A 21,215-nucleotide genomic window follows, 5' to 3' on the forward strand; every position below is an offset into this window, starting at 1 on the left:
GGCGGTCAGTCCGTCGTGATCAGGAAGACGGGGTGGTCCGGGGCCGCCGCGCCGATCTCCGCGTCGGAGGACTTCGCGGTGACGCCCCGGAAGTACTGGTCGACCTCCCGGCCCCAGCGCTCCAGGCAGGCACGCAGGTCTCGGTGGCGGCGAAGATACGGGCCTTGCGGCCGACGCGCAGCTCGCCCCCCTCGAAGGGGTGCGCGTTGACGGGGACGCGCTGCATCTTGCCGCTCTTGCGGCCCGCACGGACGGCTCGGCCGTGCCGAGCGCGCCCACGCCGTGCCGGGCGAGCCGGCCGATGACGCTGTTCATCCGGACGGTGAACCGGCTACCGTGGCGATCAAGGACGAGGCCCGCGAGCAACTCGCCGCCGAGGGCGCCGCGAAGCTCTCGCTGCGCGCCGCCGCCCGCGAGCTGGGCATGGTGTCCTCCGCGCACGTACCCAGCCACGACGACCTGCTGACCGCCCTCATCGTCGACGCGTACGACGCGGTCGGCGCCGCCGCGGAAAAGGCTCTCGCCGCAGCCGGTCCCACCGGCCACCCGGGGCGCCGGACCGCCGGCTGCGTGGCGGTACGGGGACTGGGCCCTGGCCCACCCCCACGAGTACGCGCTGATCTACGGCTCACCCGTGCCCGGCCACGCGGCGCCCGAGCTGACCATCGCCCCCGCCTCACGCGTCGGCCCGGCGCTGATCTCCGTCGCCCGCGACGCCCACCGCGAGAACGGCGTCGCGCTCCCGCCGCTCACCGAGCGGCCGCGCCCCGAGGCCCGGCAGATGGTCGAGCGGTTCGCGCCGGACATCCCGCCCGGGGTGGCGGCGGCCCTGGTCGCGGCCCGGGCGCAGGTCTTCGGGCTGATCTCCTTCGAGCTGTTCGGCCGGTTCCACGGCGTGGTGGACGACCGCGCCGCGTTTTTCGCCCACGCCGCGCGACGCCTCGGCCACGACGTCGGACTGCTCCGACGGTCCGCGTCGCGCGTCCGGCGGGGGCCGTCCCGGCGCGGCGGCCGTGCCCGCGCCGGTGTCAGGCCGTCGGTATCGATCCCGGCAGCGGGGCCGGAGCCCCGCGCAGGACGTCCTCGTACAGGGCGCGCAGCGCCGGCCCCGGTTCCGCCGCCGTCGCCTCCGTGATCCTGGCCCGTGCCTCGTCGTACGCCACCAGCGCCTCCGCCGGGCGCCCGTCGCGGTGGAGCGCCAGCACCAGCAGCCCGGCCAGCGGCTCACGGAGCGGATGCGCGGCCACCAGCCGGGTCAGTTCGTCCACACACTCCCGCGAGCGCCCCCGCTCGATCTCACCCGCCAGCCGGGCCTCCCGTTCGAGCACCCGCTCCTCCGCCCAGCGCCGGCGTTCCGCTTCCAGATACGGCCCCGCCAGCCCCTCCGCGTACGCGCCGCGCCACAGCGACTCGGCCCGCACGGCCAGTTCACCGGCGCTCCGCAGGTCCCCCGACTCGCGCGCCTCCCCGGCCGTGCGCAGCAGGGTGTGCCGCTCGCGGAGATCGTCGATGGCCGCGCCGGCGAGGCGATAACCCCGGCCGGTCCACGCCAGTTCCGGGGCGGCTCCCGGCTTTCCGGCGCCCGGTCCGAACGCCAGGGCGTGGCGCAGGCCGGAGACGTACCTCTGGACCAAGGCCCGTGCCCGCGACGGCGGTCCGGTGCCCCAGACGGCGTCGACGAGCGCGTCGTAGGGCATCGCCCCGCCGTCCTGGTGCAACAGGACGGCGAGCACGGACCGTTGCAGCGGCGGCCCCAGCGGTACTTCGCCGTCCGGCCGCAAGGCCCTCAGCGGGCCGAGCAGTTCGAACCGTATGCCCGCCACGCGTATTCCGTCCGTCATGTCCCGAGCGTATCCCGCCGCCCCTCTCGTGACGGTCCCCCCACCGGTCCGCCCCCACCGCTCCGCCCCGCCGGGCGTACTCCCCGGGGAGTACGGAGGGTCACCTCGCCCGGCTGACGCCCGGACCGCGCCGCCGGGTCTAGCGTGGCCGGTATGGAAGACCAGCGCACCCGTCGTGACCAGGGCAGCGGCCGCCCGGCGTTCCTCCGCGCCCGGCGGGCCGGCGGGCGGGAGCGGCGCGTCCCCTGGCCCTCCACCCTGCTGCTGACGGTCCTCGTCGTCGTCGGAACGGTCTTCGCCGGGCGGCACCAGCACCGGGCCGGCCTCGACGTCTACGCCTTCCTGCTGCTGCTCGCCGGTCCCGCCCTGCTGCTGTTCCGGCGGCCGCACCCCGTCGTCGCGGTGTACGGGGTGGTGGCCACGACGCTGGTGTACCTCGGCGCGGGCTATCCGTACGGACCGGTCTTCGTCACCGTCGTCGTGGCCGCGTTCGCCGCCATCGCGGCGGGCCACCGGTACGCGGCCTGGTGGGCCGTCGGCCTGCTCTGGGCGGGCCACGTCCTGCTCACGCACTGGCTGTACCGGTGGCTCCCGCCGTCCGGCGACCACGCCGCGCCCTGGGGACAGGAAGTGGTGATCGCCGCCTGGGTGGCGGCCGTCTGCGCCGCCGCCGAACTGCTCCGGGTGCGCAGGGAGCAGTGGGCCAAGGAGGACGCCGAGCGCGACGCCGCCGAGCGGCGCAGGACGGACGAGGAGCGGATGCGCATCGCCCGCGAACTGCACGACGTACTGGCCCACTCCATCTCGGTCATCAACGTCCAGGCGGGCGTCGGGCTCGCCCTGCTCGACGCCGACCCCGAACAGGCCCGCTCGGCGCTCACCACCATCAAGGCGGCGAGCAAGGAGGCCCTCGGCGAGGTGCGCCAGGTCCTCGACACCCTCAGAACACCCGGCGACGCCCCGCGTGCCCCCGCCCCCGGTCTCGACCGCCTGCCCGAGCTGGTCGAACAGGCCGCGGGCGCCGGTCTCGCCGTGGAGGTCCGGCGCGAGGGCGAGGCGGAGCCGCTGCCGCCCGGGGCGGATCTGGCGGCCTTCCGGATCATCCAGGAGGCGCTGACCAACGTGGTACGGCACTCGGGATCCCGTACGGCACGGATCACGCTCGGCTACGAGCGCGGGACGTCCGGTCGGCGGGACGGGGTGGCCGGGCCTCCGCCCGACCCGGCAGCGGGCCCGGACGCGATGGCCGGCCGTGCGCCCCGCCTGCTCCGTCTCCGTATCGACGACGCGGGACCCGCCACCCACGGCGACGCGGGCGGCGGTGGCAACGGCCTGGTCGGCATGCGGGAGCGGACGGCCGCGCTCGGTGGCACGATCGAGGCAGGACCGGGCCCGGACGGCGGCTTCCGCGTCCACGCCACGATTCCCCTGACGACCGAGGAGACCCCGTGATCCGCGTCCTGCTCGCCGACGACCAGTCCCTCGTACGGGCAGGATTCCGCGCGCTGCTCGACGCCCAGCCGGACATCGAGGTCGTGGACGAGGCGGCGGACGGCGAGCAGGCCGTGAGCCGGGTGCGTGAACTGCGCCCGGACGTCGTGCTGATGGACATCCGCATGCCACGCCTGGACGGTCTCGCGGCCACCCGCAGGATCACCGGGGACCACCGGCTCGGCGGGGTGAAGGTGGTCGTGCTGACCACGTTCGAACTCGACGAGTACGTCTTCGAGGCCATCCGGTCCGGTGCCTCGGGATTCCTCGTCAAGGACACCGAGCCGGACGAACTCCTGCGCGCTGTCAGGGCGGTGGTCGGCGGGGACGCGCTGCTCTCGCCGGGGGTGACACGCCGGCTCATCGCCGAGTTCGCGTCCCGCTCGAAGGCCCCGGCGGACGCCCCGGGCCTCGGTGGACTCACCGAGCGGGAGCGTGAGGTGATGGCCCTGGTGGGCATCGGCCTGTCCAACGACGAGATCGCCCGGCGGCTGGTCGTCAGCCCGCTCACCGCCAAGACCCATGTGAGCCGGACGATGGTGAAGCTGGGCGCGCGGGACCGGGCCCAACTGGTCGTGCTGGCCTACGAGTCGGGGCTCGTACGGCCGGGCTGGCTGGGCTGATCCCCGTACGGCGGATCCTCGCCCGGCGCCGGGTCGTGCGGTGCGGGACGGGACGGCGCCGAGTCGTACGGCGTCGGATCGTACGGCGTGCGGTCGCCCAGTGCCGGGTCGCGCGGGAAGCGCCAGAGCACATGGACCACGCGCACCACGAACGTGATGCCCGCGGCCACCCTCGCGACGCGGGCGAGACCGCGCGGCAGGTCGAAGAACCACACGGGCCCGTACAGACCGCAGTACACGAGACAGGCGACAAAGCCGGCGCTCACCAGCGCGTAGCCGATCTCGACGGTTGCGGCGTCCCGTTGCGCTCGGCTCCGTGTCCCCATCCGCCGAGTTTCACCGCATGTGCGTTCCGGGGCAAGGGAGTTCACCCGGCGGTTCCGGGCGGGGTCAGGCCTCGCGGGGGTGCACGGGCCGCGGCCGGTCGCGCAGCAGCCGTACGAACGCGCCGAGCGCGGCCGACTGGATCAGGACCGACAGGACCAGCGCGGCGTAGGCGAACGGGGCCGACCCGCTCACCCCGTCACCGAGCACTCCGCCGCCCATGAAGAAGACGAAGACGGTCGGCGCGGCGAGGAAGAAGAGCCAGACCCCGGCGAACGACGCGTCCTGGTGGCGGACGAAGAGGGTGTCGACCGCGACGAATACCGTCACCGCGGCCACCAGGCCGAGGTAGACCCGCGACGCGAGGGTGCCGAAGGTCAGCCGTGCCAGCGCCGTCAGCCGTCCTGAATTCATGTCGTTCTCCCTGGTCCCCGTCGGTACGCGACGTGCGTGAAGTGATGCCCCTTCAGGATGCGGCGGACCGAACGGATGTGCCTGAGTACGCCTACTCAGGTGCCGGGAGTACGTCGCCCGGCGCCCGGGACGCGGAGCCGGCGGCTCCGGGCGAGGCGTCGGGCGCGGCGTCGGGCGCGGCCGGGACGTCCCGCGCCGCGTAGCCGATGACGGACGCGGCGGCGGCCAGCACGGCCACCGTGGTCAGGGCGAGCGGCAGCGTGAACCAGTCGGCCAGGAAGCCGATCGCGGGCGGGCTCACCAGCATGCCGCTGTAGCCCAGCGTGGACGCCGTCGCGACCCCGCCGGGGCCCGCCAGCGCGCCGGCCCGGCCGATGGCCATGGGGAAGATGTTGGCGAGGCCCACACCGGCGACGGCGAAGCCCAGCAGGACGAGCCAGACGGACGGCGCCAGGGCGCCGACCACCATCCCGGCCGCGGCGGTGGCACCGCCGAGCACCAGCGCGCGGGTCTGGCCGAGCCGCTCCTGGAGGAGCGTGCCGGAGAGCCGTCCGGCCGTCATGGCGAGGGCGAAGAGCGAGTAACCGGCCGCCGCGAGGCCCGCGGACGCGTCGAGGTCCTGCGTGAGATGCAGCGCGCTCCAGTCGGCCATCGCGCCTTCGCCGTACGCCGTGCAGAGCGCGATGACCCCGAAGACGACCACCGCGCGACGGGTGCGGCGGTCGGGCTTCGCCGGGCCGGCCGCGCGTGCGGGTCGTCGCGGGAGATCCGCCGCCGGCCGGGCCCGCTCCGCGGGCGCCGGGACCGGTGCCGGGTGGCGCAGCAGCGCGGGGCCCGCCACGGCGGTGACGGCCAGGCCGAGCCCGGCCAGGAGGAGCAGGTGGACGGTGGGGGAGAGGCCGCCCGCGAGCAGCCCGCCGAGCCCCGCGCCGGCCATGCCGCCCAGGCTGTACGCGGCGTGGAAGCTCGATATCACCGGCCGCCGCAGCGCCGTGACCAGGTCGACGGCCGCGCTGTTCATCGCCACGTTGGTGGAGCCGTAGGCCGCACCGAAGAGCAGCAGCACGAGGCCGAGGGCGAGCGCCGAGTGGGTCAGCGGGGGCAGGACGATGCTCAGCGAGAGCAGCGTCACGCTGGCGACGGTCACCGGGTGGTTGCCGAAGCGGCGGCAGAGCCGTCCGGTGAGGGTCATGGTCACGACCGCGCCGGCGGACACCCCGAGGAGCGCGAGGCCGAGGTGGCTCGCGGAGGCTCCGGTCTGTTCCTTGATCGCGGGGATGCGGACCACCCAGCCGGCGAACAGAAAGCCGTCCAGGGCGAAGAAGAGAGTGAGGGCGGTACGGAGGGCGGACAGCGAGGCCGCGGCGGCGACGGGCGGGGTGGGACCTACTTTGTTTCGGAACGGCACAAAAGGAGGATAGGGGCGGTGCCCCGTTCCTTACAAGGCGCTCGCCGCCCCTCCGGATCATGGGAGACTCGCCCCCATGAACGGCAAGGCGACCACCCGGGCGAAGCTGGAGAGGGGCCGTGGCGCGCTCGGCCCGGCACTGGAACTGGTCCACACGGGACGGGCGCCCACCCGCGCCGTCCTCACCGCCGAGCTGGGTGTGACACGTGCCACGGCCGGCGCGGTCGCGGCGGAGCTGGAGGCGCTGGGGCTGATCCGGGTCGATTCGCGCCCCGGGGCGGCGGCGGGTTCCCAGGGCCGTCCCTCGCACCGGCTGTCCGTGGACGACACGGGCCCGGTCGTGCTCGCCGCCCAGATCCACGCCGACGGGTTCCGGGCCGCGCTGGTCGGGCTCGGCGGCCGCATCGTCGCCACCGCCCCCGCCCGGGGTACGGTCACGGCCGACCCGGCCCAAGTGCTGGGCGAGGTGGTCGAGGTGGGGGCCGGGCTGTTGCGCGCCGCCGGGCGGCGCTGCGTGGGCGCGGGACTCGCCGTACCGTCGGCCGTCGCCGAGCCCGAGGGTACGGCCCTGAATCCGCTGCACCTCGCGTGGCCGGCCGGCGCCCCGGTCCGCGAGATCTTCGCGGAGCGGGTGGGCGCGGCGGGGATCGAGGGCCCCGCGTTCACGGGCAACGACGTCAACCTCGCCGCCCTCGCCGAACACCGCCACGGTGCCGGACGCGGCGCCCAGCACCTGCTCTGCGTCGCCACCGGCCACCGGGGGGTGGGCGGCGCGCTGGTCCTCGACGGCCGCCTGCACACGGGCAGTTCGGGCCTCGCCCTCGAAGTGGGCCACCTGACCGTCAACCCCGAGGGCCGCCCCTGCTACTGCGGCGGCAAGGGCTGCCTGGACGTCGAGGCCGACCCGCTGGCCTTCCTCACGGCGGCGGGTCGTGAACCGGGCCCGGAGGTCTCGCTGTTGCAGCAGTCACGCGACCTGCTCCGCACGGACGGCACGGACCCGACGGTACGAAGAGCCGTGGAGGAACTGATCGACCGCCTCGGCCTCGGCCTCGCCGGCCTGGTCAACATCCTCAACCCGGACCGCATCATCCTCGGCGGCCTGCACAAGGAACTGCTCGAAGCGGACCCGGACCGCCTGCGCGCCGTAGTGGCGGACCGCAGCCTCTGGGGCCGCAGCGGCGGAGTCCCCATCCTGGCCTGCACCCTGGACCACAACAGCCTGGTCGGCGCGGCGGAGGTGGCCTGGCAACCGATCCTGGACGACCCCCTGGCAGCCCTGGCGCCCTGAAGTCTCCAACTGATCGCGAGAGTTGACGGTCGTCAGCGTGGAAGTCCCCTTCAGCGCGGGGCGTTCGAAGTCAGCGCCGCGCGCTCCGGCTGGGACACGTGGAGTACCTGGAAGCGGTCGCCCACCACGCGGGGGGTGTCGTGGTCCCACAACGTGAAGTGGACCAGCTCCCAGCGGCGCGGATCCAGTGCGAGCGCCGCGCACACCAGCCCGCCGACCCCGGACAGCCTCCGGGTCTCCTCGACCGCCTCCGCCAACAGGGCGGGCAGCGGGGCGTCTTCGGGGATGCGGTGACGGCGGCGTACGGCCGTGCGAGCGACACTCGTGCTCGCCGGGCCCTCCTCGAAGGCGAGACCGGTCCAGTGCTGGACCTCGGGTCTGCCGAAGTCCCTGACGATGCCGTCGAATCCGGCGCCCAGCAGGAAGGCGTTCATGCCGTCCTGCGCGGCCCAGAGGTGGAACGGCGCGTACTGGTTGACCACCGACCGCTCGCCGCGCTCACGCATCAGGTACGCCTTGAGGCCCAACCCGGGGAAGGCGTCGAGCAGATGGCCCTTCGTCGCGACGCGGGTGCGGATGACGCCCATGTCGTAGTCGGCGGGCAGGGTGATCTCGTACTGCATGGCGTGCATGCGGGGGTCCTCCGTGGCGGGGGCTGGAATCCGGCTGTGCGGGCGTAGACGTGGGCGCCCTGGTCGCTGTCAGGCCACCGCGCCACGGGGCCTCAGTAGCGCCAGCAGCCCCCGCACCCCCGCGTCGAACGCCGCAGGCGACCCCGACGCGCGGGCCAGCACATATCCCCCCTGTACCGTCGCGACGATCGTCGATGCGACCTCCACCGGGTCGAGTCCGGCCGCGAACTCCCCGCTCCCCACGCCCTCTTCGACGATCTCCGCGAGCCGCCCCCGCAGCCAGCCGATCGTCGCGTCGACCGGCGCGCGCAGCGACGCGGCGGCCATGATGTCCGGGTCCATCGTCAGCCGCCCGACCGGGCAGCCGCGCAACACGTCCCGCTCGCGCAGGAGATACGCGGAGATCCGGTCGTACGCGGGGCCGTCACCCGAGAGCGCGGCTTCCGCCGCCGCCCGCATGGCGTGCGCCGTCCGCTCGATCGCCGCCAGCGCCAGTTCGGGCTTGCCGGCGAAGTGGTGATACATGCTGCCCTGCCCCGCGCCCGCGCGCTGCTGGATCGCCTTGGGGCTGGTGCCCACATAGCCCCGGTCCCACAGCAGTTCCCGGGTGGCCTCGACCAGACGCTCCGAAGTGTTCATGACCCGAATGTACATACTAGTAGGTACAGAATCCAGTGAGGGGCACCGCAGTCCGCCCCCGGAGCAGCACGGACCCTTCCCCGTACTCCCCGGGTGGTACGCACACGGCCGCCGGCCGTACGACGACCCGGCCCCCTCCCGGAGCGAGGCTGGGAAGCGACAGAGAAGGCAGGCCGAAGGAGCTGACCGACATGAACACCCTCGCTCTCCACGGCGGGCCGGGCCCGTGGATCCTCTTCCTCCCCGTCGTCTGGGCGGCCGTGATCGTCACCGCCGTCACCGTCCTGCGCCGTACGGTGTGGCGAGGGCGCGGCATCGGGCCCCGGGGCCCGTGGCGGGCGGCAGGCGCCGGCCGTGTCGGCCCCGGCGGCGAACCCGCGCACGACGCGCACTCCCCGATCGCCCTGCTCGGCCGCCGCTTCGCCACGGGCGAGATCGACGAGGACGAGTACTGGCGCCGACTGTCCGTGCTGGACGAGCAGTTCGGCCGTACGGTCAAGGGTGCCGGCCTGTGAACACCCCGGCCGGCTCGCCACACACCCGGACCGCGAAGCGGAACCGCACCCCTCGCCGCACCCCGTGAGGTCGCGGTGGACCGTTCGGGTGGATCGGGGGCCCGGTATGCCCCGGTCCACCCCGGCCCGTACGCCCGTTCAGCCCACCACGGCCGAGCGGGCCTCGGTGTGCCCGTGTTCCCTGATCACCGCGCTGAGTTCCGTCCCCCGGAAGGGGCCGTCCGTCGTCGCGCCGTACACAGGGCGCGGCGGCAGGGCCAGAGCGGCCGGTGGTGCCGGGAGGGTGAACCAGATGCTCTTGCCCAGCTCGCCCTCGGGGCGGATGCCCCAGCTCTCGCTGACCGCCGCGATCAGGGCCAGACCCCGGCCGCCGGTGTCGAGGAGTTTCGCGTCGTTGACCGTCGGCACCCGTGGGTCGTGGTCGCTGACCGAGACCGTGAGCCGGTCGAGCAGCAACGCGATGTCGACCGTGCACATCTTGTCCGGCTGTGCGTGCCGGTGGACGTTGGTCAGCAGCTCGGTGACTCCGAGTGCCGTGGGATCGATCAAGGGATCGAGATGCCAGTAGCGCAATTGCGCGGAGATGATTCTGCGGACCTGACCGATCCGCGACGGCAGGGCCTGGAGCTCCACCGTGCAGTGCCTGCTTGGCTGGCTGATCACGGCTGCGACTCCCCGAATTGAGGTCCGGAAGACGACGAAGGATCGGATCCAGCAACTGGCTCGCTGCTGTTCCCGCCCGGCGGGGCTGGATCGCAGCGTCACCGCCGGTTCACCCTGAGTGAGGGGTGAGACCAGAGTGAACCAGGGGATACGGCTCCGCAACTCGCGGACAGCAGGGGAGGGACCCGGGCGCCCCGGGGCGGGTCCGCGGCCCGGTCTCAGCCCTTCGTACGGGTCGCCCTGCTCACGGCCTCCAGGAACCGGCCCGCCAGCGCCGACGCGTCCGGCCTGCGCCCGCCGCTCCGCTGGCCCATGGTCAGCCGGTAGCGCGTGCCGTTGACGGTCGCGACCGTGCTGCCCTTGCCCGCGAACCACGGCCTCGCGGCCTGGACCGCCCGGAGCGGAGCACTGTCGATCACCCGGCCGTAGCTGGTCAGCAGTGCCAGCCTGCCGTCCTGGATCAGCACCTGCCCGGCCCGGGTGAGCGAGCGGGGCCACCGTTCTATCCGCACCCCGCGCGCGCTGAAATCGGGCTCTGCCATGGCCTCTCAGCCCCCTCCGTGCCACTGACCCGAGCGTGGGCCTCACCCAGTATGCCGGTCGGTGCCAGAAGCTGGTGCCATGGATACCCAAAGTCATCATTGGCCCAGGTGGTGGCGGTAGCGTGACGGACCGGGGACCGGAGCCGACAAAAGCTGAGGAACGGCGCGCATGACGGAACAGGACAGGGCCGGATCGGCCGGAGCCCCGGCAGCCCGGGCAGGGGCACCCGGCGCCGGGCCGGACACACGCGTGGTGACCGTCGACGTGGACCGTACCGACCCCCGCTACCGCGCCTGGCTCAAGGAAGCCGTACGGAAGGTCCAGGCCGACGCCAACCGCTCGGCGGACACCCACCTGTTGCGCTTCCCGCTGCCCGAAGCGTGGGGTGTGGACCTCTACTTGAAGGACGAGTCGACGCATCCGACCGGCAGCCTAAAGCACCGGCTGGCCCGCTCCCTCTTCCTCTACGGACTGTGCAACGGCTGGATCAGGCCTGGCAAACCGGTGATCGAGGCCTCCAGCGGCTCGACCGCCGTCTCGGAGGCGTACTTCGCGAAACTGATCGGCGTGCCCTTCATCGCCGTCATGCCGCGCACCACCAGCCACGAGAAGTGCCGGCTCATCGAATTCCACGGCGGGCGCTGCCACTTCGTCGACGACTCGCGGACGCTCTACGCGGAGTCGGCGCGCCTCGCCGCCGAGAGCGGCGGCCACTACATGGACCAGTTCACCTACGCGGAGCGGGCCACCGACTGGCGGGGCAACAACAACATCGCCGAATCGATGTTCCAGCAGCTCAAGCTGGAACGCCATCCCGAGCCCGCCTGGATCGTCGCCACGGCCGGTACGGGCGGCACATCGGCGACCATCGCCCGCTACGTGCACTACATGCAGTACGACACCCGGATCTGTGTGCCGGACCCGGAGAACTCCTGTTTCTTCGACGGCTGGACCCGCGGGGACGCCACCGCGAGCGCCGACCGCGGGTCCCGGATCGAGGGCATCGGCCGCCCCCGCATGGAACCGAGCTTCGTGCCCGGTGCCATCGACCGGATGATGAAGGTCCCGGACGCGGCGAGTATCGCCGCCGTACGCACCCTGGAACGGGTCGTCGGGCGCAAGGCCGGCGGCTCCACCGGTACGGGACTGTGGAGCGCGCTGCGGATCGTGGCGGAGATGGTGGCCGAGGGACACCAGGGGAGCGTGGTCACCCTGCTCTGCGACCCCGGTGACCGCTATCTCGACAAGTACTACTCCGACACCTGGCTCGCCGGACAGGGCCTGGACATCGACCCGTACACGATCACGCTCGAACGGTTCCTGGACAGCGGAGTCTGGCCGGCCTGAGTGAGGGGGGACCCGTCAGTCGCGCAGCAGGCGGTCGACCGCCCGGCCGAACACCAGCTGTCCGGTCCGCGCGGTGAGCGGGCCGAACGACCGGGGCAGCCGGCGCGGGCTCAGGTCCTCCTCCCAGGACACGGACGACCCGGTGCCTTCCGCCCGTACGCGGATCTCGGCCCACCCGACCATCACCGTGCCCCGCTTCTCCAGCCGGCAGCGGCCCGGCGCGCCCGCGACGGGCGGCTCCCAGAGGACGACCTCCATCGGATCGTCGAATCCGACGGCTCCCAGCGCGCTCCGGGCGACAAAAACCGTACCGACCCGGGTGGGTCCGGGCGTGGAGACGGAGATCGTCGTCAGGGGCACCTGATCCGCGTGCGCCGGCCAGTCGGTGAGCCGCCGCCAGGCCTCCCCGGCGGCGAGCGGTGTGGTGCGGTCGATACGGAACGCGGTCATCCGGAACCCTCCTCCTCCGGCCCGCCCGAGGCGGACGGCTTTCCCGTTCCGGACTCACCCGCCACCACCAGGCCGGGCAGCACCTCGGCGATCTCCTCGCGGGCCCCCGCCGACAGCCCGGCATCCGTCACCAGCGTGTCGACCTGATCCAGCGTCGCGAACGAACTGAGCCCCACCGTCCCCCACTTGGTGTGGTCGGCGACCACCACCACCCGGCGGGCGGACCGCACGAACCGGCGGTTGGTCTCCGCCTCCCCCAGATTCGGCGTCGAAAGACCCGCCTCCACGGAGATGCCGTGCACCCCGAGGAACAGCACGTCGAAGTGCAGCGAGCGGATCGCCTGGTCGGCGATCGGGCCCACGAGCGAGTCCGACGGGGTCCGTACCCCGCCCGTCAGCACCACCGTGGCGGCGCCGGGCCGCCGGCCGCCCACCGCCCCGGCCGACTGCGCGGCGTGGAACACGTCGGCCACCCGCACCGAGTTGGTCACCACCGTCAGGTCCGGAACGTCCAGCAGCTGCTGCGCCAGCGCATAGGTCGTCGTACCACCTGACAGTGCGATCGCGCTGCCGGGCACGGCCAGCGCCGCCGCCGCCCGTGCGATGTCCTCCTTGGCGCTCAGCTCCAGCGCCGACTTGGCTTCAAATCCCGGCTCGTGCGCGCTCGCCTCGACCACCGGGACCGCGCCGCCGTGCACCTTCTCGACCACACCCTGCCGGGCGAGCGCGTCCAGGTCCCTGCGCACGGTCATGTCGGAGACATTGAGCTTCCTCGTCAGCTCGTTGACGCGGACCCCGCCGCGCCGGCGCACCTCGTCCAGGATCACGGCACGACGCTGCTCCGCGAGGAGGTTCTGGTTGTCGCTCACCACGGGAGCTGTCCTTCCGCTTCGGCATGCCTGTTTCATCCTCCCACGGGTCTGTGACCCGTGCGGCGGGGATTGGCGGCGGTGGCGTCCGGGGAGATTCCCCGTATCGGCGGATGTGTCGGCCGATGGGCCGGCCGATCCTGGCATCCGGAGGGTGAGTGACCGAAGTGCCCCCTGAGACTCCTGTTCCGCACCGTGGCGGACCCGCGCTCGAACTGTTCGTGCACGGTGTCGGTGGCACCACACCGCAGGAGATGCTCGGCGATCCGCGTACGGTCCGGGTCACGGGCGACGACACGGCGGCGGTGTTCCGCCGCGCGGACGACGTGAACGCCGAGGACCGGACCGCCGAGGACGCGAACGCGGGGGACGCGAAGGCCTACGACCGCCCGGTCCCGGAGGCGTACGTCTGGTGCAACCTCACCTCCGGAAACGGTTCACGGGCCCTGTGGCTCTTACTCCTGCCCTTCATGGTCGTCAATCTCGCGCACTGGATGCGCCCGGCGACCAAGGGCCTGATGAAGTCCCAACGGCTGTACGGCGTACTGGTACGACTGGTCGCCCTCACCCTCACCGTGCTGCTGACCGCCGCCGCCTCCGAGGTCGCCCTCGACCTCACGGCCTGGCAGTGCGCCGGTTCCGCGCACTGCGTCGCCGACCGGTCCTGGCTCGGATTCCTCTCCCCGGAGGGGCACGGCTGGTGGGCACAGCCGGGCCGCCGGCTGGCCCTCGCCTCGCTGGTGCCCACCGCGTTGGTGGGGCTGCTCTGGTACCTCTCCAACCGGACCTGGAGCGCGTACGAGTCCCAGCGCCCGCCCACCGACGCCCGCCCGGGCGGGTTCCCGGAAGCAGAGGCCGACCACCACACGGCGGCCGACACCCCCACCGACACCGAGGCCGACACCACGACGGACATCACACCCGACACCGCGTCCGTCTCCGGGTCGGAGATCCCCACCGTCCGCCCCGCCCTCGGCCGCCCCGGATTCTGGTACGGCCGCCGCCTAGTCGCCCGCCTCCGGGCCGCCCACACCGCCGCCGGCTTCCTCACCGTCGCCGCCGCGCTCGTCGGCGCCGCCGCTGACCACGACCGTACGGCGGCCGGTGCCCCCGCCGACCTCCTCGGCCGGCTCCTCCAGGCGGCGCTGCTCCTCTGCGGGTTCGTGGTCGTCCACGTGGTGTGCGGCAGGGGCCGCAGCGAGCGCCGGCGCGACGCCACCCTCGACCGGGCGCTGGTCACCTGGCTGCCCGCCACCTCCCTCGTGCTGCTGGCCGCCGCGATCCTCTACGCCGGGTGGTCCCGCCCCGGCTGGGTCTCCTCCGGCGCGCTCCCCAGCGATCTCACCTTCCGCGTGATCGTCCTCGCCCAGGTCGCCCTGATCCTCGCCCTTCTGGTCACCGCGTGCGCCCTGCACCGCGGGGCCCCGCACGCCAGGACCGCCCTGTGGGGCCTCGGCGGCCCCGCCGTCGCGATGCTCGCCTGCGGCCTGGCCGGGGTGATGACGGGCGGCATCGCCCAGCGCGTCGCCGACTGGCTCGACCGCGGCGCCACCCCCGGCATGGGCGAGGGCGCGATGGCCGGCCCGCCCGTGCTGCTGAGCTGGCAGGCGGCCGCCATCCCCGTGCTGCTGGTGCTGCTCCTCGTCCCCGTGACGGTCCTCGCCGTCCGTACGGTCCGTGCCGGGCGCCGGCTGGCCCCGGTCGTGGAGGCGGAGTACGGCGACGTGACCGTCGACGCCCTCCGTACCCGCCAGATCGCGGGCGCCCGCGCGCGGGCCGCGCTCACCGACGCGGCCCCCTGGCTCGTCGGCACGCTCTCCGGGGCCGCCCTGCTGCTCGGCGCCGCCGCCGTCGCCGGGTCCTGGCTGAGCGGCGCGGTGCCGGGACAGGCCGCCGAGGGCAGCAACTCCCTGCTGGAGTCGGTCGCCGACACGGCCCAGGCGCTGGGGTCCTGGCTGATAGGGCTCGGCTTCATACTGTTCGTCACCTGGGGCCGCCGCGCGTACCGCGACCCCTCGGCCCGGCGCACGATCGGCATCCTCTGGGACGTCGGTACGTTCTGGCCGCGCGCCGCCCACCCCTTCGCGCCGCCCTGCTACGCCGAGCGGGCCGTGCCCGACCTCACCTGGCGGATCGCCTCCTGGACGGCCCGCACGGGCGGACGGCTCGTCCTCTGCGGGCATTCGCAGGGCAGTGTGCTCGCCGCCTCCGCCGTCTGGCAGCTGCGGCCCGCCACCCGCCGCCGCGTGGCGCTGCTGACGTACGGCTCACCGCTGGAGCGTCTCTACGGCCGCTGGTTCCCCGCCTACTTCGGCGCGGGCCCCCTGGCGGGACTGAGCAAGGAGGTGCACTGCTGGCGCAACCTGTGGCGCGCCACGGACCCGATCGGCGGCCCGGTCAGGATCCCGGCGGACGGGGACAGGCCCGAGGTGGACCGCGGACCGCTCAAGGACCCGCTCGCGTACGGCCGTTCGGCGCGCCATCCGCTGCCCGAGCCGATCCTGGGGCACTCCGCCTACCAGACCGACCCGGTCTTCACCGAGGAACGGGACGCGCTGCTCGACCGGTTGCCGCCCGCGCCGCTCCCGCGCCAGACGTCCCCGCGCCGGACGCCCCGGCGTGAGACGTCACCGCGTCACAAACCCCAGCGCCCTCAGGGCAGTTCGGGCAGGTCGTCCGGATAGAGGAGCGTCAGGTCGTCCGTGCTGGTCTGCGGCAGCTGGGCGACCCGGCCCGCGTGCCGTTCCACCATCGACTCGAACGTCTGGCGCGCGGTACGGCCGTTGCCGAAGGCGGGCCCCTTCGGCAGCGCGGTGAAGTACTTGAGCAGCGCCTCGCCCGTGCCCTCGCCGAGCCGGTACTCCTGCTCCTCGGACTGCTGCTCCACGATCCGCAGCAGCTCCTCGGGGACGTAGTCGCTGAAGGTGATGGTCCGTGAGAAACGGGACGCCACACCGGGGTTGACCGTCAGGAACCGCTCCATCTCGACGGTGTACCCGGCGACGATCACCACGACCGCCTCCCGGTGGTCCTCCATCAGCTTCACCAGCGTGTCGATGGCCTCCTTGCCGAAGTCCCGGCCGGAGTCCTCGGGCGACAGCGCGTACGCCTCGTCGATGAAGAGCACGCCGCCCCGCGCCCGGTCGAACGCCTCCTGCGTACGGATCGCCGTGGAACCGATGTGCTCCCCGACGAGGTCCACCCGGGACACCTCGACCAGATGGCCGCGCTCCAGCACCCCCAGCGAGTGCAGGATCTCGCCGTACAGCCGCGCCACCGTCGTCTTGCCGGTGCCGGGGGAGCCGGTGAAGACCAGGTGGCGGCGTACGGACGCGGCCTTGAGCCCGGCCTCCTTGCGGCGCCGGCCGACCTCGATCATGTCGGTGAGCGCCCGGACCTCCCGCTTCACGCTCTCCAGTCCGACCAGCGTGTCCAGCTCCCCGAGGACCGCCTCGGAGGCGCGCGGCGGCGCCGCGGGCGGCTCACCGGCCGCCGGGGCGGCGGTCGGCTGCGGGGGTACGGTGCCGAGCACGCCGCCGGAGTGCGTGGCGGTCAGGACGGGCAGCGGCTCCACCGGCGGGGTGAGCACCCCGCTCTCGTCGCTGGTGCAGTCCTCCGCGACGGGGCCGTCCTCGGCGAACTCGTAACCGCCGCGCGCGCATCGCTCCGTACGGCAGCGGGTCAGCGTCGAGCGGCAGCCGTCCATCACATGGAAGCCGTAGCCCCCGCTGCCCGTGACCCGGCAGTTGTGGAACGTCCCCCGCCCCTCGGCGGAGACGTAGAAACCGGCCTCCGCGGGCGAGGTGACCGTGCAGCGCTCGATGGTCGGGTCGGCGCCCTTGGTGACGATGACACCCGTCTGTACGGAGTCGATCGTGCAGGAGTTCAGCGTGCCGCCGCTGCCGTGGTCCCGGAACCACGCGCCGGTGGAGGCCTCCCTGATGCGGCAGTCGTCGAGCTGCGCGGTCGCGCCGTCGCTCACCGACACCGCCGTGTTCCGCACCTGCGAGAGATCGCTGTCGACGACGTCGACGCGTGAGCCGCGGTCGAGGACGAAGAGCGCGTCGGGGACGTCGTGGAGGCGGCACGAGTCGAGCACGGCGGTGGCGCCGTCGCTGATCCAGACCGCCGGGTAGTCGCCCGTACTGTCGTGGATCTCGCACTGGTTGGCGTCGACCCGGGTGCCCGGGTCCCACACGGAGAGACCGTTGCGGCCGAAGCGCCGGACGGTCGAGCGGGTCAGCGTGAGCACCGAACGCGACCGCAGATCGATCGCGTTCTCGGGGATGTCGTGGATGTCGCAGTCGGAGAGCGTCAGCACGGCGTCCGTGTCGAGCGTGATGCCGTCGGCCGAGGTGCGGTGCACGGACGAGTCGGTGAGATGGGCCGTCGCGCGGGACGCGATCTGGACGCCGGTGCCCTTGATCTCGTACACCTCGCAGCCGAACGCCTCCAGGCCGCTGCCCTCGCCGGTGACGGACAGGCCCGACCCCGACGTGTGGTGGACACGGCAGCGCTCCAGCCGGGGGTGCGCGCCGCCGCGCACCGAGATGCCGGACTGGCCGGCGGCGACGACCTCGCACTCCTCGAACACCCCGCCGGCCCCGTCGATTATCCCGATGCCGACCCCGGCGGGGTTGTCGACGGTGCAGCGGCGGACGGTGGGGCGGGCCGCGCCGCCCCGCACCTCTATCCCGGCGGCGGAGCGGGTCACGACCCGCAGGTCCAGCAGCTCGGGGGTGCCGTCCTCGACGAGCAGGGCGGGCGCCGTCGTGTCCTGGCCCTCCACATGGAGGTCCTGGATCGTGGCGGAGGCGCGGACGGTCAGCGGTACGCCGTCGACGGGCGCGATCCGTACCGAACCGAGCGAGCCCTCGGGGCCGCGCAGGGTCACCGCCCGCGCGACGATCAGGTTCTCCCGGTAGGTGCCGGGGGCGATGGTGAGTATGTCGCCGTTGGCGGCGGCCTCCAGGGCTGCGGCGAGGGAGGCGTATTCGCCCGTGCGCCGCCGCCAACGCGATGTTCCGGTGTGAGTCACCTGGACCGTGCCCTGTGCCATGGCGCTGTTGTGCCCCCACCTCGTGCGTGTGCGCGTGACGATCCGTTCCGGGGCCCTGCCCCGGGCCCGCCCCGGCCGAGACAGCGGACCGGGAGGCACCACCGTAGCGCGCGCGGCAGCGCTGAGTTGACGCAAGCGCGGGTCTCGTCCCGCCCCGCGGGCCAGGGGACCCGCCGGTGCTCACGCGCGGTGGCGGAGTCTCAACTGCCCGCTCCCGTACGGCCCCAGTCGGGACCGGCCTTCGCCCAGGCCCGGTCGAGCCTGCTGTACCGCCGTCGTACGAGTCTCCACAGGACCAGCCGCCGCAGCAGCTCCACCAGCACCGCGGCCACCAGGGTCGTGGCCGCCCCCGCCATCACGGCGTTGAGCCGTGCCCAGTCGCCGTTCATCGGACCTCTGACCGGCTTGCCCAGGGGGTCGGTCCAGATGGTGAACGTCGCTCCGGGGGTGATCCGGCGTCCCGGCGCGGTGAGGGTGCCCGTGCGCCGCGTACCGTCCGCCGCCGACCACGTCGCGAGCACCCGGCTGCCGCCGCCGTGGTCGGCGGCCGACTCGGCGTCGAAGGCGTTGTGGTGGTGCTCCTTCGGCTGGCCGGTGACCACGACGGTCGTCCGGTGCCGCTCCTCGCGTTGCAGACGCACCGTGTGCTGCAACGAGGAATTGATACGTGACCCGCAGATCCAGCCGGTGGCCGGAGCGGCGAGGGCGAGCAGCAGCGCCGCGACCAGCGCCACCCACGCCTCCATGAGATCGGTGCCCCGGCGCAGGGGATTCTTGCGCCAGCGCCAGAGTCCGACGATCGATCGCACAGTCCCGCACCCCCTTCCGTGTCCGTTGTAGCCCGGGACGGCTCGCGTGACGCCCGGCGGACGCGGAGAGAGAGCAAACTCACTTCGATGTCCTATGCACTCAACGTGCGTGCCACAGGCCGGTGTTCCCGGCCGGGGCGCGTTCACGCGACGGCCGGCGGAAGGGTCCTGCGTGCGGGAGGACGTGTGCCCCCGGCTCCCCGCCTCCCGGGTGCGGAACGGGAGGGGGAATCGGGGGCACGGAGAAGTACGGGTAGGACCTCCACCCTGGTACGTCGTGGTACGGGGCTCAGGGGCGGTCAGTACCCCCGGTTCTGGTACGGCCGGTTGTACGGGTCGTCGTACGGACTGGGCTGCGGAGGCGCGGGGCGCGGGGCCGCGGGACGCATCGCCTCGTACCCGGTGCCGGGCATCGGGCGCTGCTGCTGTTGCTGGGGCGGCGCGCTCTGGTAGCCGCGGGGCGCGCCCGCCTGCTGCGGGATGTACGGCGCCGGCGCGTGCTGGAGCGGTACGGGCTGCTGCATCGGCATCTGCTGCGGATATCCGCCGTACGCCGGGGAAGGCGCGGAGGGACCCGCGGGGAGGGCCGGCAGGGCGGAGGGCAGAGCCGGCAGGTAACTGTTGCCCGTGTCGTAGGCGGAAGGCACTCGGATCGGGGCGATCTGAGGCGTGCCCCGCTCCGCGACCAAGGAGTCGTAGATCGGGGTGTCCGGGAACGACGGCGCGGTGTAGTAACCGCCGCCGTAGGTGGCGCGGGGGGAGGTCATGGAACAAAGTTAAGCCCACCGTGTGCCGGTTGGGGAGTCCGAAAAGATGGTTCTTTCGGGACCTGTGGGTTACTTCGGATCCCCAATGCGAGCGAACTTGGGAAAAACGGTCGCCCAGCTGTGTACGGATCGTGTAAAGGGCAGGTTGGCGGCGGGTTTCCGGTGGGTACCGGCGGGTCCCGGGGGGTCGGAACGGCCTTGCGGGGATTAGGTTTGACGGGAGGGAATCTTCGGGACCCCGACTCGTGATGGGGGCGAGCATGTCCATGCTTAAAGGGGCCAATCTTCCGGTGGCGGCGTCCGCCGTCCGCGTCGAATTGGGATGGCGTTCAGCGGCGGGAACGCCGGACGTCGATGCCTCGGCGTTGCTGCTGGTGACCGGGAAAGTGCGCTCCGACGCGGACTTCGTCTTCTACAACCAGCCCGCGCACGCTTCGGGCGCCGTACGCCACGAAGGCAAGAGGCCCGCCGGGGACGCCGTCACGGACACCCTGGCGGTGGACCTCGCCCGGGTGGAGCCGGAGGTCGAACGGATCGTCCTGGCCGCGTCGTCCGACGGCGGAACCTTCGGCCGGGTGCCCGGACTGTACGTACGGGTGCTGGACGCCGCCTCCGGCGCCGAGATCGCCCGGTACGACAGCCAGGACGCCACCGTCGAGACGGCGTTTGTCCTCGGCGAGCTGTACCGGCGTCAGGGGAGCTGGAAATTCCGGGCGGTGGGCCAGGGGTACGACAGCGGACTCGCCGGACTGGCCACCGACTTCGGCATCTCGGTCGACGAACCGCAGCGGGCGGCGGCGCCCGCCGCCGCGCCCGCCCCGCCGCTCCGTACCGCCTCCCCGCCGCCCGCGCCCCCGGCGGCGCCCGCACCGCCCCCGGCCGCCACCCCCGTCCGGCTCAGCAAGGTGACCCTGACGAAGGAGGCCCCCTCCGTCTCGCTCACCAAACAGGGCGGCACGTCGGGCACCATGCGCGTCAACCTCAACTGGCAGGTGCGTAAACAGTTCAAGGGCTGGGGAGCCAAACTCGGCCGCGCCGTCGCCGCCCACAGCGATCTCGATCTCGACCTGTGCGCACTCTACGAACTGACCGACGGACGCAAAGGCGTCGTCCAGGCACTCGGCAATGCCTTCGGCTCACTCGACCGGCCGCCGTACATCCATCTCGACGGCGACGACCGTACGGGCGCGCTCTCCAGCGGGGAGAACCTCACGATCAACCTCGACCACAAGGATCAGCTCCGCCGCGTCGTCATCTTCGTGACCATCTACGAAGGCGCCCGCAGTTTCGCCGATCTCGACGCGACCGTCACTCTCCAGCCGCAGCACGGCGCCCCCGTCGACTTCTCGCTCGGTGAATGCACCGTGCCCTCGACCGTCTGCGCGCTGGCACTGATCACCAATACGGGATCGGACCTCGTCGTCCAGCGCGAAGCGCGCTTTCTCGTACCGGATCGCGGAGTCAGCCCGCAGCGCACCATCGATTACGCCTATGGCTGGGGCATGAACTGGACACCGGGCAGGAAGTGAC

20 protein-coding genes and 2 pseudogenes are annotated in these 21,215 nt (G+C 73.1%); 8 read left to right on the forward strand and 14 right to left on the reverse strand.

The window, feature by feature from the left end:
• Nucleotides 1-5 precede the first annotated feature (5 nt).
• Nucleotides 6-315 (reverse strand): annotated as a pseudogene (locus tag OG349_RS32595) (hypothetical protein).
• Between OG349_RS32595 and OG349_RS32600 the strand changes: the two are divergent.
• Nucleotides 283-967: pseudogene (locus OG349_RS32600) on the forward strand (WHG domain-containing protein); the annotation flags it as partial. The pseudogenes OG349_RS32595 and OG349_RS32600 overlap by 33 nt on opposite strands.
• A gap of 61 nt (nucleotides 968-1,028) precedes the next feature.
• On the opposite strand, the gene OG349_RS32605 reads toward OG349_RS32600, so the two are convergent.
• Nucleotides 1,029-1,841 (reverse strand): AfsR/SARP family transcriptional regulator, encoded by an 813-nt coding sequence (locus OG349_RS32605; protein WP_327238007.1) that lies wholly within the window; start codon nucleotides 1,839-1,841, stop codon nucleotides 1,029-1,031.
• 153 nt (nucleotides 1,842-1,994) lie between these two features.
• On the opposite strand from OG349_RS32605, the gene OG349_RS32610 reads away from it, so the two are divergent.
• Together OG349_RS32610 and OG349_RS32615 are read left to right on the forward strand one after the other, a co-directional pair.
• Nucleotides 1,995-3,293, forward strand: a complete 1,299-nt coding sequence (locus OG349_RS32610) for a sensor histidine kinase (protein WP_327238008.1) — start codon at nucleotides 1,995-1,997, stop codon at nucleotides 3,291-3,293.
• Entirely contained in the window at nucleotides 3,290-3,955 is a 666-nt protein-coding gene (locus OG349_RS32615; RefSeq protein ID WP_327238009.1) for a response regulator transcription factor, read from the forward strand. The genes OG349_RS32610 and OG349_RS32615 overlap by 4 nt, the downstream gene beginning before the upstream one ends.
• Here the strand turns inward: OG349_RS32615 and OG349_RS32620 are convergent.
• From OG349_RS32620 to OG349_RS32630, 3 genes are all read right to left on the reverse strand, one after another.
• Nucleotides 3,916-4,281, reverse strand: coding sequence for a DUF6332 family protein (locus OG349_RS32620; RefSeq protein WP_327238010.1), 366 nt, complete (start codon nucleotides 4,279-4,281; stop codon nucleotides 3,916-3,918). The two genes, OG349_RS32615 and OG349_RS32620, sit on opposite strands and share 40 nt — an antisense overlap.
• 64 nt (nucleotides 4,282-4,345) lie before the next feature.
• Complete coding sequence (locus OG349_RS32625) at nucleotides 4,346-4,693, reverse strand: SCO4225 family membrane protein (protein WP_327238011.1); 348 nt, start codon at nucleotides 4,691-4,693, stop codon at nucleotides 4,346-4,348.
• Nucleotides 4,694-4,784: 91 nt separating this feature from the next.
• Nucleotides 4,785-6,101, reverse strand: coding sequence for an MFS transporter (locus tag OG349_RS32630; protein ID WP_327238012.1), 1,317 nt, complete (start codon nucleotides 6,099-6,101; stop codon nucleotides 4,785-4,787).
• Between the two features lie 76 nt (nucleotides 6,102-6,177).
• Here OG349_RS32630 and OG349_RS32635 point away from each other — a divergent pair, with 76 nt between their 5' ends.
• Nucleotides 6,178-7,392 carry an ROK family protein gene (locus OG349_RS32635; RefSeq protein WP_327238013.1) on the forward strand — a complete coding sequence of 405 codons (1,215 nt, stop codon included), beginning with the start codon at nucleotides 6,178-6,180 and terminating at the stop codon, nucleotides 7,390-7,392.
• A gap of 50 nt (nucleotides 7,393-7,442) precedes the next feature.
• On the opposite strand, the gene OG349_RS32640 is transcribed toward OG349_RS32635, so the two are convergent.
• Complete coding sequence (locus OG349_RS32640) at nucleotides 7,443-8,024, reverse strand: DUF4865 family protein (protein WP_327238014.1); 582 nt, start codon at nucleotides 8,022-8,024, stop codon at nucleotides 7,443-7,445.
• A 69-nt stretch (nucleotides 8,025-8,093) separates the two neighbouring features.
• Nucleotides 8,094-8,663, reverse strand: coding sequence for a TetR/AcrR family transcriptional regulator (locus OG349_RS32645; protein WP_327238015.1), 570 nt, complete (start codon nucleotides 8,661-8,663; stop codon nucleotides 8,094-8,096).
• A gap of 191 nt (nucleotides 8,664-8,854) precedes the next feature.
• Between OG349_RS32645 and OG349_RS32650 the strand changes: the two genes are divergently transcribed.
• Nucleotides 8,855-9,178, forward strand: coding sequence for an SHOCT domain-containing protein (locus OG349_RS32650; RefSeq protein WP_327238016.1), 324 nt, complete (start codon nucleotides 8,855-8,857; stop codon nucleotides 9,176-9,178).
• 138 nt (nucleotides 9,179-9,316) lie between these two features.
• Here the strand turns inward: OG349_RS32650 and OG349_RS32655 are convergent, their stop codons facing one another.
• Nucleotides 9,317-9,841 (reverse strand): ATP-binding protein, encoded by a 525-nt coding sequence (locus OG349_RS32655; protein ID WP_327238017.1) that lies wholly within the window; start codon nucleotides 9,839-9,841, stop codon nucleotides 9,317-9,319.
• A gap of 218 nt (nucleotides 9,842-10,059) precedes the next feature.
• Nucleotides 10,060-10,383: a hypothetical protein gene (locus tag OG349_RS32660; RefSeq protein WP_327238018.1), complete on the reverse strand. Its 324-nt coding sequence runs from the start codon at nucleotides 10,381-10,383 to the stop codon at nucleotides 10,060-10,062.
• Between the two features lie 169 nt (nucleotides 10,384-10,552).
• Between OG349_RS32660 and OG349_RS32665 the strand changes: the two genes are divergently transcribed.
• On the forward strand, nucleotides 10,553-11,731 hold the full coding sequence (locus OG349_RS32665) for a PLP-dependent cysteine synthase family protein (RefSeq protein ID WP_327238019.1): 1,179 nt from the start codon (nucleotides 10,553-10,555) through the stop codon (nucleotides 11,729-11,731).
• A gap of 15 nt (nucleotides 11,732-11,746) precedes the next feature.
• On the opposite strand, the gene OG349_RS32670 is transcribed toward OG349_RS32665, so the two are convergent.
• Nucleotides 11,747-12,181 carry an SRPBCC family protein gene (locus OG349_RS32670; RefSeq protein ID WP_327238020.1) on the reverse strand — a complete coding sequence of 145 codons (435 nt, stop codon included), beginning with the start codon at nucleotides 12,179-12,181 and terminating at the stop codon, nucleotides 11,747-11,749.
• The gene (locus OG349_RS32675) at nucleotides 12,178-13,050 is read right to left on the reverse strand and encodes a DeoR/GlpR family DNA-binding transcription regulator (RefSeq protein ID WP_327238021.1); all 873 of its coding nucleotides are present in this window, start codon (nucleotides 13,048-13,050) and stop codon (nucleotides 12,178-12,180) included. Before OG349_RS32675 ends, OG349_RS32670 begins: the two co-directional genes overlap by 4 nt.
• A gap of 167 nt (nucleotides 13,051-13,217) precedes the next feature.
• Between OG349_RS32675 and OG349_RS32680 the strand changes: the two genes are divergently transcribed.
• On the forward strand, nucleotides 13,218-15,734 hold the full coding sequence (locus tag OG349_RS32680) for a hypothetical protein (RefSeq protein ID WP_327238817.1): 2,517 nt from the start codon (nucleotides 13,218-13,220) through the stop codon (nucleotides 15,732-15,734).
• Here OG349_RS32680 and OG349_RS32685 read toward each other — a convergent pair.
• The 3 genes from OG349_RS32685 to OG349_RS32695 form a co-directional block, all read right to left on the reverse strand.
• Complete coding sequence (locus OG349_RS32685) at nucleotides 15,704-18,109, reverse strand: right-handed parallel beta-helix repeat-containing protein (protein ID WP_327238022.1); 2,406 nt, start codon at nucleotides 18,107-18,109, stop codon at nucleotides 15,704-15,706. The two genes, OG349_RS32680 and OG349_RS32685, sit on opposite strands and share 31 nt — an antisense overlap.
• A gap of 200 nt (nucleotides 18,110-18,309) precedes the next feature.
• Nucleotides 18,310-18,918 carry an Rv1733c family protein gene (locus OG349_RS32690; RefSeq protein WP_327238023.1) on the reverse strand — a complete coding sequence of 203 codons (609 nt, stop codon included), beginning with the start codon at nucleotides 18,916-18,918 and terminating at the stop codon, nucleotides 18,310-18,312.
• A gap of 299 nt (nucleotides 18,919-19,217) precedes the next feature.
• Complete coding sequence (locus OG349_RS32695; RefSeq protein WP_327238024.1) at nucleotides 19,218-19,685, reverse strand: DUF6643 family protein; 468 nt, start codon at nucleotides 19,683-19,685, stop codon at nucleotides 19,218-19,220.
• Nucleotides 19,686-19,945: 260 nt separating this feature from the next.
• Between OG349_RS32695 and OG349_RS32700 the strand changes: the two genes are divergently transcribed.
• Nucleotides 19,946-21,214 (forward strand): TerD family protein, encoded by a 1,269-nt coding sequence (locus tag OG349_RS32700; RefSeq protein ID WP_327238025.1) that lies wholly within the window; start codon nucleotides 19,946-19,948, stop codon nucleotides 21,212-21,214.
• Nucleotide 21,215: the final 1 nt, after the last annotated feature.

Source organism: Streptomyces sp. NBC_01317, from assembly GCF_035961655.1.
In the GTDB taxonomy this organism is placed as follows: domain Bacteria; phylum Actinomycetota; class Actinomycetes; order Streptomycetales; family Streptomycetaceae; genus Streptomyces.